The following is a 10,331-nucleotide window of genomic DNA, read 5'->3' as shown; positions in this document are numbered from 1 at the left end:
TGTCGTCAGGTGAGCGCGGGCTCCGCCTGAGGGACGTCGATGTCGATGCCATTGACATTGAGCAGCGACTCTCCGGGGTGCTGTGCGACAGCGGCGTTCAGCACGTCGTTCTCGGACTGGATCCGTACCAGCTCGGATTCCAGGTCCTGGACGCGCTGCTGAAGCCGTCGCATCTCGGCGAGGAGTCGCGGGTCGGAACCGCCGACATAACCGAGAAGCGCCTTTGCCATGATGAATGGTCCTCCACACTGAGTGACCGACCGAATGCGGTGTGGGTCGTGAGGGAAATCGCACCCGCGGTGCCCGGCAGTGGATGTTCGTCACTGCGGTTCTTACTGCGGTTCCTACTGCCAAACAGCTAAGGTGCGCGGGGATTCCAGAGTCTCACCAAAAAGTTTGACGGTCAACACGATCACCGCCCGCCGCGCCGGGGTGCCCGGGGGCGCGACGGCCCGGGCGTGCGCGGTACGCGCCCTCCCCGGGGCGCCCGGTACGGCGCGGCCGGCCCGGTCCGGGGAGCGTGGCACGGCCGACCGCTCCCGGCAACCTCCAGGTCATCGCTGGTCATCACGGAGAGTCGCGAATGCCCCCGGCATGTACCGGTTCCCGGGGGTGTTCCCGGGCGCGCGCCTCTCAGCGGATCGCGAACCCTTCGTAGCCGCCGCGCGGGGTGTCCCAGATCTCAGTGACTCCCTCGACTCTCCCGGGTGTGTCGGCGGAGCGCAGCCACTCCAGGAGACGGTGGCAATTCTCACGCGGCCCCTCGGCGACGATCTGCACCCTGCCGTCGTCCAGATTGAGGGCGAATCCGGTGAGACCGCCGATCTCCAGGGCGTTCGCCCTGGTGAACCAGCGGAAGCCCACTCCCTGTACGCGTCCGCGCACCCACGCCGTGAGTCGTACGTCTTCTTTCATACGCGCAAAACTAATCGGCCAATTGCTCTACAGCCCCGGCGGCCCCACGGGGCATGCCGTACAGTCCGGCGCAATGAGCCTCACTCTTACGGGTGAGTAACGTTGCCGTCGAGACTGAGGAAGGCACCACGGATGGGACGCCACCGACGCTCCGCCGCCCCCGGCGCACCTGCCGTACCTCCGGAGAGCCCCGCCGCTGCCCGCACCGGCGCCGCGCCGCGCCCCAGGCGCCGGGTCGCCAGGCCGGTCCGTACGGGGCTGCTCGGGGCGTCCGCCGCGATGGCCGTCGGCGCCGTCGCGGTCGCCTCGGGGCTGCTGCCCGGCGGGGGTTCGTTCTCGGTGAGCGGCGGTGGCGGCACCGGTGAGCAGATACGCAGCGAGGGCGCGCCCGAGTTGCAGCAGCAGGGCGGGACGTCCGCGGAGCCGACGCGCGAGACCACGGACGGGCCGAGCCGCGACGCGGAGCGGACGACCGGGCCGGCGAAGTCCCCCTCGCCCTCCGCCACCACCCCTTCCGCCTCACCTTCGGAGGCGAAGCCCGCCGCGGCGCCGCCGAAGGCGAAGACCGAGGCGCCCGCGCCCGAGACCTCCGCCCCGGCCACCGGATCGGGTGACTCCGCGAAGGCGGAGACCTCGGCGCCCGCCCAGACCACGGAGCGCGCCGTCGAGCAGCCCCAGGCGCCGACGTCCGCCGCTGCCGCCGTGCTCTCGCTGGTCAACCAGGAGCGCGCCAAGGTCGGCTGTGCCGCGCTCAAGGCGGACGCGAGCCTCAACGCGCTGGCCCAGGCGTTCAGCGACGACATGGCGGCCCGGGGCTTCTTCGACCACACGGACCCGGACGGCAACACGCCCTGGGACCGCGCGGCGAAGGCCGGGGTGAAGAACCTCGGGGGCGAGAACATAGCCAGGGGGCAGGCGACCGCCGAGGCCGTGATGGACTCCTGGATGAACAGCGAGGGCCACCGCGCGAACATCCTCAACTGTGACTACACCCGGCTCGGCGTCGGTGTGCACACCGGTTCCGGCGGCCCGTGGTGGACGCAGAACTTCGGCTTCTGAGCACAGGCCCCGGCCCGGCGGGCACACGCCCCGGCCCGGCGGGCACCCGCACCCGCCCCGTATCTCTCCGTCCGCCCCACGCTCACCGTTGGAAAGCGCTGCCCGTTCGGGTGGCGCTTTCCGGTTGTAGGGTGCGGATATGGACACTTTCTCCGCCGACACCGGGCGGCCCGTCGTCGGCGACGACACCGACGACGCCGAGTTCGCCTTCGACGTGTTCTCCCGGCGGTGCCCCTCACGCTCCACGCTGGAGCACGCGACGGGACGGTGGGGCGCGCTCACCCTCGGCGCGCTCCACGAGAGCGGTTTCCGCTTCAACGAACTCCGGCGGCGCGTGGACGGGGTGAGCGAGAAGATGCTCGCCCAGACGCTGCACGCGCTGGAGCGGGACGGCCTCGTACGGCGCGAGGCGCAGCCCGTCAACCCGCCGCGCGTGGACTACGCGCTGACGCCGCTGGGCCGGGATGTCGCGGAGCGGCTGTCCGGCCTCATCCACCTGGTGGAGGGGCGGATGCCCGAGGTGCTGGCGGCGCGGGAGCGTTACGACGCCGCGCGGGCGCGGGGCGACGCGGCGCGCGGCGGGCGCTGACAGCGCGGGCAGAAGTAGCTGGACCGGTTCATCCAGGGGCGCCGGCGGATCGGGGTGCCGCAGCGGCGGCACGGCTCGCCCTCACGGCCGTACGCGTCGAGCGACCGGTCGAAGTAACCGGACTCGCCGTTCACATTGACGTACAGGCTGTCGAAGCTGGTGCCGCCGACCGAGAGCGCCGCGTTCATCACCTCGCGCGCGTGGCCGAGGAGTTCGGCGGCGCGCGGCCGGGGCAGCGTCGCGGTGGGGCGTTCGTAGTGCAGCCGCGCGCGCCAGAGCGCCTCGTCCGCGTAGATGTTGCCGACCCCGCTGATGAGCGTCTGGTCGAGCAGCGCCCGCTTGACGGTCGTACGGCGCACTCGGAGCGCGGTGAGGAAGGCGCCGTCGTCGAAGGCGGGGTCCAGGGGGTCGCGGGCGATATGCGCGATGACGTCGGGAACGCCGTCGGGGGTGTTGTCGTGGAGCGAGAGGCCGCCGAAGGTGCGCTGGTCGACGAAGCGCAGCTCGGTGCCGAGCGCGTCGTCGAAGCGGACCCGGATCCGCAGGTGCTTCTCGTCGGGCGCGCCCTCGGGCTGGACCAGGAGCTGGCCGCTCATCCCGAGGTGGCCGAGGACCGAGGCGTCGGTGTCGGTGAGCGGCAGCCAGAGGTACTTGCCCCGGCGCCGCGCGGCGCCGATGGTGTGGCCCTTGAGGCGTGCCGCGAAGTCCGGGCCGCCCCCGAGGTGGCGCCGTACGGCGCGCGGATGGAGCACCTCGGTCTCGGCGACGGTCCGGCCGCTCACCCACCGTTCGAGTCCGCGCCGGACGACTTCGACCTCGGGCAGCTCGGGCACGGAAACTCCTGGGGACGGCCGGGGCGGGTGATACGGAGCGGGGTGGTACGAACGGGGTGTGGTGCGGAGCCGGAGGGCAGGGCCACGGGAGACGCCCCCCGCGCCGCGTACGGCACGAGGGGCGCGCACCAGAAGGAGCGTACGGCGGGACGGTCAGGGGGCCGTGGCCGGGTCCGCCGGAGCCTGTTCAGAGGCCGGGGCGGCCTCGTCGGCGGCGGCACCACCGGTACCGGTCTCCGCCCGGCCCCCGGTTCCGGCGTCCGAGGAGGCCGCGGCCTCCGCCGCCTCCCGTTCGTCGGCCGAGGCGCGGATGGAGCGCCAGGCGGACTCCGCCGCCTGCTGCTCCGCTTCCTTCTTGCTGCGGCCGGTGCCGGTGCCGTACGAGACACCACCGACGCGGGCGGCAGCAGTGAAGGTCTTCTCGTGGTCGGGTCCCGACTCCGTGACGAGGTACTCGGGCACGCCGAGCGCCTCCGCCGCGGTCAGTTCCTGGAGGCTGGTCTTCCAGTCCAGGCCCGCCCCGAGGTTCGAGGACTTCTCGATCAGCGGGTCGAAGAGCCGGTGGACCAGCTCGGACGCCGCGTCGAGGCCCTGGTCGAGATAGACGGCTCCGATCACCGCCTCCAGGGTGTCGGCGAGGATGGACGCCTTGTCGCGGCCTCCGGTGCCCTCTTCGCCCCGGCCGAGCCGGATGAAGGAGCCGAGTTCGAGGCCGCGGCCCACCTCCGCCAGCGCACGCGAGTTGACCACCGCGGCCCGCAACTTGGCCAGCTGGCCCTCGGGCAGATCCGGGTGGATGCGGTACAGCGTGTCCGTGACCACCAGGCCGAGCACCGAGTCCCCGAGGAATTCGAGCCGCTCGTTGGTGGGCAGACCGCCGTTCTCGTACGCGAACGAACGGTGGGTCAGCGCACGCACCAGAAGGGCGGTCTCCAGGTGATACCCGAGCCGCCCTTCCAGAAGCGTGTGCGACGAGGCCGTACTGACAGTGTCTGTCTGCTTCTTGGCAGGGGACAGTTCAGACATCGAGCCTCTCACCAGCCGCTCAGACCTCGATGACCTGGCGCTTGTTGTAGGTGCCACAGCTCGGGCACGCGATGTGCTGGAGCTTCGGCTCCTGGCAGCGCTCGCACGAAACCAGGTTGGGGACCGCAGCCTTCCACTGCGACCGGCGGTGGCGCGTGTTGCTGCGCGACATCTTCCGCTTCGGAACAGCCACGGCTACTTCTCCTGCTTCTCGTCGACGCCCGGTTCGGCGCCGCCCATGTTGTCCTTCTCGCCGTCCTTGACGGTCTCGGCGAGTCCCTGCAATGCCGCCCATCGGATGTCGACGGCGTCATGGTGGTGGTCCGGGTCGTCGTCCAGCCTGGCTCCACAGGTGGAACACAGGCCGGCACACTCCTCCCGGCACACCGGCTGCATCGGCAGTGCGAGCACCACCGCGTCACGCAGTACGGGTTCGAGGTCGAACAAGCCGTCCTCGACGAAGAGCGTGTCCTCTTCCCCGGAGTCCTCGTCACCCGCCGCCGGTTCCGCGCGGACGCGGCCCCGGTCGTCGGTCTCGTGGTACGAGAACAGCTCCTGGAAGTCCGCCGCCACTTCCCGGCTGAGCGGCTCCAGACACCTTACGCACTCCCCCTCGGCCGTGACACGGGCGGTGCCCGTGACGAGCACCCCTTCCATGACCGACTCAAGGCGGAGGTCGAGCTCGACCGGGGCGCCCTCCGGCGCTCCGATCACCCCGTCGATACCGAAGTCCTTCGGGGCGGGCACCGAGCGGGTGACCTTCCGCAGCGCGCCAGGACGCCGCCCCAGCTCGTGTGTGTCGAACACGAGGGGGTTGTGGTGGTCGAGGCGCGCGTTCAGGACCGTTTCCCGCTTTCGGATCGTGGAGGGGGGCCGCCACCGTCGCGGAAGCGAAGCGGGCAGCCTGAGCCGCGGACATGCACACGGCCGAAGAACCAGGGTACTGGACCGGCCGCCGTAGACCCAATCGGGCCCCTGCGGTCAGCGGCCCTGTTCGTAGCGGCGGAGCTGCTCGATGTCGATCATGCTCGTGTCGAAGAAGCTGGTCTCGTCGAGCGAGCCCTGCTGGTCGGACGGGGCGGGCGGCAGGGCGGGCAGCGCGGGCCGGCCGCCCTGCTGCTGTTGTTGCTGCTGCTGCCAGCCGTAGTCCGAGGCGTACCCCTGGGCCTGGCCGCCGCCCTGGCTCTGCGCCTGGCCCTGGTCCTGGCCGTACCCCTGCTGCTGGTACGTGTACGGGTCCTGCTGCTGATAGCCGTAGGCGTCCTGTTGTCCGTACGACGCGGCGTAGCCGGGCTCCGCGGCGGGGTACGCGGGGTCCTGGTACCCGCCGCCGGCACCGGTGGCACCGTCCTGGTAGCCCGTGCCGGTCGCCGCCGCCGCGTAGGCGGGGTCCGTGTACGGCTGCTGGGCGGGCAGGGGAGGCAGGGCGGGGTCCGAGGGACCCAGGGGCTGTCCCGAGGCGTCCACGGGCGCCTGAGGGGCCTCCCGGGGGGTTCCCGCGAGGTCGGCCAGGTAGTCCGCGTCGCTGGTGAGAGAGTGGGGCCCGGCGGCGTCCTGGGCGGCCATGTGCGCGCCGAGTTCGTCGGACTCCGTACGGCCGTGGAGCTTCTGCCGGCCCCGGCCGACCGCTTCCAGGGTCTTGGTCAGCACGGCCTCGAAGGCGCCGATCTTGGCGTCGACGTACTCGTCGGCGCGCCGGATCAGGGTGCTGGGGTCGGAGCTGTACTCGGGGGCGTCGTCGTCATCGGCGCCGCCGTACCCCGGCTCGCCGCCCGGGGAGCGGCCGAGCAGCTTCTCGCGGCCCCGGTCGACGGAGCCGATGGTCTTGGTGAGGACGACCTCGAAGTTGGCGAGCTTGGAGTCGACGTAGTCGTCGGCCTCGGCGCGGATCTCCTCGGCCTCCCTGCGGGCGTCGGCGAGGATCCGGTCGGCCTCCTCCTGGGAGCGGCGCGCGATCGCGGTGTCCGAGACCAGGGTGGAGCGCTGGGCGTGCGCCCCTTCGATGATCCGCTCGGCCTCCTGACGGGCCTGCTCGGCGAGCTGGGCCTGCCCGCCGATCAGCTCCTGCGCCTGGGCCAGCGAGTCGGGCAGCGCGTCGCGTACCTCTTCGAGCAGCGCGAGCAGCTCCGCCCGGTTGACCACGCACGACGCCGACATGGGCATCGAGCGGGCGTTGCTCACCGTGTCGACGATCTCGTCGAGCTTCTTCTGCACGTCCACCGTGTGCTCGCCACTCTTTCGGCCGGTTCGAAGACGGACGGAACGACTGTAAGGCCAGTCGGCGCCCGGCCGACACCGGGTGACGGGTGGTCGGATCCGGTCAGGGGCGGCGCAGGCGCTCCAGGACCGCGGCGTGGACGGCGGGGGGCAGCAGATGGGAGACGTCGCCGCCCCAGGTGGCGACTTCCTTCACCAGGGAGGAGGAGAGGAAGCTGTAGGTCGGGTTGGTGGGGACGAAGAGTGTCTCGACGCCCGAGAGCCCGTTGTTCATCTGGGCCATCTGCAGCTCGTAGTCGAAGTCGCTGACGGCCCGCAGGCCCTTCACGATGGCGGGGATGTCGCGCTCTTTGCAGAAGTCCACGAGCAGTCCGTGGAAGGACTCCACCTGGACGTTGCCGAACTCGGCGGTGACCTCGCGGATCAGCTCGATCCGCTCCTCGATCGTGAACAGTCCCTTCTTGGACTGGTTGATCATCACCGCCACGTGGACGACGTCGTACAGCTTGGAGGCGCGGGCGATGATGTCGAGGTGTCCGTTGGTGATGGGGTCGAAGGACCCCGGACAGACGGCGCGGCGCAAGTGAATTCGCTCCCTCTCCGGTCCGGTCATGGGGCGTCTCTCTGGGCGTCTTCGTGACGAGATGCGGCGCGACCGTACCAAAGCGTCCCCTCGCCGTAGCGACGGGACCGCAGGGGTACGAAACCTGCCGGCCAGCCGAACTCCCCGCCTCTGGTGCTCCGTTCCACGGTGGCGACCGCATCGTCGGCGAGCCACCCCCCGGTCCGGAGTGTGAGGAGGATCTCCCGAAGATCGTCGTCGGTGACGGCGTACGGCGGGTCGAGGAAGACCACGTCGTACGGGTCCGCGGGGGCCGGTCCCGTGACGACCTGCTCCGCCCTCGCGGTACGGACCTCGGCGCCGGGCAGCCGGAGCGCCGCGACGTTCTCGCGTACGGTGCGGGCGGCGCGGGAGTCCGCCTCGACCAGCAGCGCGTGCGCGGCGCCGCGCGAGAGCGCTTCGAGGCCGACGGCGCCGGAGCCGGCGTACAGGTCGGCGATCCGGACGCCTTCCAGGGTGCCCAGGAGCGACTGCCAGGTGGAGAAGAGGCCCTCGCGCGCCCGGTCGGAGGTGGGGCGGGTGCCGGTGCCGGGCGGTACGGCGAGACGGCGCCCGCCGGCGGCACCGGCGATCACGCGGGTCATGGGTGTCGGGCCTCGTTCTCTGCGTTGTCGCTCTGGGGAGTTGCCTCTGGGTGGTCGCGGGCGTCGGCACGACGACCGCTCCGTCTCCACGATATGGCGTACGGCGTGACCTGCCGGGCCCGCCTCCTTGCCCCGCCGGACTGTCCCGTGCCCCGTCGGGCTATCCCTTGTCGAGGAACTGTTCGCGCTCCGTGTCCAGCAGCGCGTCCAGGGCCGTGCGCAGCTCCGGGGCGTTCGCCAGCTCCGGATCCGCGGCGACCACCGCCGCGGCCTCCTCGCGGGCGGCGGCGATGATCTCCTCGTCCTTGATGACGGCGAGCATCCGCAGCGACGTACGCGCCCCGGACTGGGCCTGGCCCAGCACATCGCCCTCCCGGCGCTGTTCGAGGTCGATCCGGGAGAGCTCGAAGCCGTCGAGCGTGGCGGCGACCGCGCCGAGCCTGGCCCTGGCGGGGCTCGCCTCGGGCATGTCGGTGACCAGGAGGCAGAGCCCCGGGGCGGCGCCCCGGCCGACCCGGCCCCGGAGCTGATGGAGCTGGGACACGCCGAACCGGTCCGCGTCCATGATCACCATCGCGGTGGCGTTGGGGACGTTCACCCCGACCTCGATGACCGTCGTGGCGACCAGGACGTCCACCTCACCGGCGGCGAACCGGCGCATCACGGCGTCCTTGTCGTCCGGCTGCATCCGGCCGTGCAGCACCTCGACGCGGAGCCCGGCCAGCGGCCCCGTCCCGAGCCGTTCCGCGACGTCGAGAACGGCGAGCGGGGGCCGCTTCTCCGCGTCCGCCGCCTTCTCCTCGGCCTTCTCCCCGGCCGACGCCTTCTTCTTCGCCCCCTTGGCGGCCGCCCCCTTGGTGGCCGCGCCGTCGGCGCCGTCCTCACCGTCCCCGGCGTCGTCGCCGATCCGGGGGCAGACCACATACGCCTGGTGCCCCTTGCCGACCTCCTCGCGCACCCGCTCCCAGGCGCGGGCCAGGAAGTGCGGTTTGTCCTCGGCGGGGACGACATGGCTGGCGATCGGGGAGCGCCCGGCGGGGAGCTGGTCCAGTACGGAGGTCTCCAGGTCGCCGAAGACGGTCATGGCGACCGTACGGGGGATGGGGGTGGCCGTCATGACCAGCAGGTGCGGCGGCTGTTTGCCCTTGGCGCGCAGGGCGTCGCGCTGCTCCACCCCGAAGCGGTGCTGCTCGTCCACGACGACCAGGCCCAGATCGTGGAAGCGCACCTTGTCCTCGATCAGCGCATGGGTGCCGATGACCAGGCCGGCCTCGCCGGTGACCAGGTCGAGGAGGGCCTGTCGGCGCGCCGCGGTGCCCATGGAGCCGGTCAGCAGCACCACCTTGGTGGCGTGTTCGGCGCCGCCGAGCATGCCGCCCTGGGCCAGCTCCCCCATCATCTCGGTGATCGACCGGTGGTGCTGCTGGGCGAGGACCTCGGTGGGGGCGAGCAGCGCGGCCTGGCCGCCCGCGTCGACGACGGCGAGCATGGCGCGGAGCGCGACGAGGGTCTTGCCGGAGCCGACCTCGCCCTGGAGGAGCCGGTGCATGGGGTGTTCGGTGGCGAGGTCGGCGAAGATCTCGGCGGTGACCTGGCGCTGGCCGTCCGTGAGGGTGAAGGGCAGCCCGGCGTCGAAGGTGTCGAGCAGCCCGTCCGCGACCTGCTTGCGGGCGACGGCGGGGAGCTGGCTGTCCGCGTACCGCCGCCGGGCCAGCGCGACCTGGAGGACGAAGGCCTCGTCCCACTTGAGCCGGGCGCGGGCGTCCTCGATGTCGGCCCGGGTGTCCGGCCGGTGGACCTTGAGCAGCGCCTCGGGGAGCGGGACGAACCCGCGTCCCTCACGGAGCGTGGGGGGCAGCGGGTCGGCGGCCTCCACGGCGCGCGGCAGTACGGCGTCGACGGCCTTGGTGATCTTCCAGGACTCCAGGCCCTTGCAGGCCGGGTAGATCGGGATCAGCTTCCCGGCGAAGTCGTCCACGGCGCTCGTGTCGTCGTCAGGGGTGGCGCCGTCGGGGCGGCCGAGGGGGACGTAGGTGGGGTGGGCGAGCTGGAGTTTCCGGTTGAAGACGGAGACCTTGCCGGCGAACATGCCCCGGCTGCCCGGCGGGAGTTCCTTGTGGGGTTTGTGGAGGCCGCGTCCGAAGAAGACGAGCTGGAGCCGGCCGCTGCCGTCGGTGAGGGTGATCTCCAGGCGCTGGCCCCGGCCGTGGTTGAAGGTGAGGATGCGGGAGTCGGCGACCTGCGCGACCACCGTCACCTCTTCGTCCAGCGGGAGTTCGGCGAGCGTGGTGAGCCGGCCGCGCTCCTCGTACCGCCGTGGGTAGTGGTGGAGCAGATCGCCCACCGTGTGCAGGCCGAGCTGCTCGGCCATCACCTTCGCGGTGGCGGGGCCGAGCGACTTCTTGAGGGGTTCATCCAGCGCGGACACGAGATCCATTGCACACCACCCCACTGACAACCGTCGGGCACCCCCGGGTTTTCGCAGG

General features: G+C 71.8%; 12 protein-coding genes. 2 read left to right on the top strand and 10 right to left on the bottom strand.

What is annotated here, in order from left to right:
- Nucleotides 1-5: 5 nt before the first annotated feature.
- Entirely contained in the window at nt 6-230 is a 225-nt protein-coding gene (locus AB0O07_RS20110) for a hypothetical protein (RefSeq protein WP_365634985.1), read from the bottom strand.
- 403 nt (nt 231-633) lie between these two features.
- Nucleotides 634-915 carry an acylphosphatase gene (locus AB0O07_RS20105; RefSeq protein WP_365634982.1) on the bottom strand — a complete coding sequence of 94 codons (282 nt, stop codon included), beginning with the start codon at nt 913-915 and terminating at the stop codon, nt 634-636.
- Nucleotides 916-1,047: 132 nt separating this feature from the next.
- Here AB0O07_RS20105 and AB0O07_RS20100 point away from each other — a divergent pair, with 132 nt between their 5' ends.
- Entirely contained in the window at nt 1,048-1,974 is a 927-nt protein-coding gene (locus AB0O07_RS20100; RefSeq protein ID WP_365634979.1) for a CAP domain-containing protein, read from the top strand.
- Between the two features lie 139 nt (nt 1,975-2,113).
- Complete coding sequence (locus AB0O07_RS20095; protein ID WP_365634976.1) at nt 2,114-2,563, top strand: helix-turn-helix domain-containing protein; 450 nt, start codon at nt 2,114-2,116, stop codon at nt 2,561-2,563.
- Here the strand turns inward: AB0O07_RS20095 and mutM are convergent.
- The 8 genes from mutM to recG form a co-directional block, all read right to left on the bottom strand.
- Nucleotides 2,515-3,396 (bottom strand): bifunctional DNA-formamidopyrimidine glycosylase/DNA-(apurinic or apyrimidinic site) lyase, encoded by an 882-nt coding sequence (gene mutM / locus AB0O07_RS20090; RefSeq protein ID WP_365634973.1) that lies wholly within the window; start codon nt 3,394-3,396, stop codon nt 2,515-2,517. The genes AB0O07_RS20095 and mutM overlap by 49 nt on opposite strands.
- A gap of 153 nt (nt 3,397-3,549) precedes the next feature.
- A complete protein-coding gene (rnc, locus tag AB0O07_RS20085; RefSeq protein ID WP_365634971.1) occupies nt 3,550-4,422 on the bottom strand; it encodes a ribonuclease III in 873 nt (290 codons plus the stop codon).
- A 19-nt stretch (nt 4,423-4,441) separates the two neighbouring features.
- Nucleotides 4,442-4,615, bottom strand: a complete 174-nt coding sequence (gene rpmF, locus AB0O07_RS20080) for a 50S ribosomal protein L32 (RefSeq protein ID WP_365634968.1) — start codon at nt 4,613-4,615, stop codon at nt 4,442-4,444.
- A 2-nt stretch (nt 4,616-4,617) separates the two neighbouring features.
- Nucleotides 4,618-5,262 (bottom strand): DUF177 domain-containing protein, encoded by a 645-nt coding sequence (locus AB0O07_RS20075; RefSeq protein WP_365635309.1) that lies wholly within the window; start codon nt 5,260-5,262, stop codon nt 4,618-4,620.
- A gap of 141 nt (nt 5,263-5,403) precedes the next feature.
- Nucleotides 5,404-6,642: an ATP synthase F0 subunit B gene (locus AB0O07_RS20070; RefSeq protein WP_365634966.1), complete on the bottom strand. Its 1,239-nt coding sequence runs from the start codon at nt 6,640-6,642 to the stop codon at nt 5,404-5,406.
- 100 nt (nt 6,643-6,742) lie between these two features.
- Entirely contained in the window at nt 6,743-7,222 is a 480-nt protein-coding gene (gene coaD / locus AB0O07_RS20065; RefSeq protein ID WP_365635307.1) for a pantetheine-phosphate adenylyltransferase, read from the bottom strand.
- Between the two features lie 26 nt (nt 7,223-7,248).
- Nucleotides 7,249-7,845 carry a 16S rRNA (guanine(966)-N(2))-methyltransferase RsmD gene (gene rsmD / locus AB0O07_RS20060; protein ID WP_365634963.1) on the bottom strand — a complete coding sequence of 199 codons (597 nt, stop codon included), beginning with the start codon at nt 7,843-7,845 and terminating at the stop codon, nt 7,249-7,251.
- A gap of 160 nt (nt 7,846-8,005) precedes the next feature.
- Nucleotides 8,006-10,282 carry an ATP-dependent DNA helicase RecG gene (gene recG, locus AB0O07_RS20055; RefSeq protein ID WP_365634960.1) on the bottom strand — a complete coding sequence of 759 codons (2,277 nt, stop codon included), beginning with the start codon at nt 10,280-10,282 and terminating at the stop codon, nt 8,006-8,008.
- Between the last annotated feature and the right edge of the window lie 49 nt (nt 10,283-10,331).

Source organism: Streptomyces sp. NPDC093085, from assembly GCF_040683935.1.
Classification (GTDB): Bacteria; Actinomycetota; Actinomycetes; order Streptomycetales; family Streptomycetaceae; genus Streptomyces.
This window is presented reverse-complemented; position numbering and strand designations above follow the sequence as displayed.

Excerpts from the sequence above, each read along its gene's own strand:
- AB0O07_RS20110 (WP_365634985.1), bottom strand. The coding sequence starts at position 230 with ATGGCAAAGGCGCTTCTCGGTTATGTCGGCGGTTCCGACCCGCGACTC.
- AB0O07_RS20105 (WP_365634982.1), bottom strand. The coding sequence starts at position 915 with ATGAAAGAAGACGTACGACTCACGGCGTGGGTGCGCGGACGCGTACAG.
- AB0O07_RS20100 (WP_365634979.1), top strand. The coding sequence starts at position 1,048 with ATGGGACGCCACCGACGCTCCGCCGCCCCCGGCGCACCTGCCGTACCT.
- AB0O07_RS20095 (WP_365634976.1), top strand. The coding sequence starts at position 2,114 with ATGGACACTTTCTCCGCCGACACCGGGCGGCCCGTCGTCGGCGACGAC.
- rnc (WP_365634971.1), bottom strand. The coding sequence starts at position 4,422 with ATGTCTGAACTGTCCCCTGCCAAGAAGCAGACAGACACTGTCAGTACG.
- rsmD (WP_365634963.1), bottom strand. The coding sequence starts at position 7,845 with ATGACCCGCGTGATCGCCGGTGCCGCCGGCGGGCGCCGTCTCGCCGTA.
- recG (WP_365634960.1), bottom strand. The coding sequence starts at position 10,282 with ATGGATCTCGTGTCCGCGCTGGATGAACCCCTCAAGAAGTCGCTCGGC.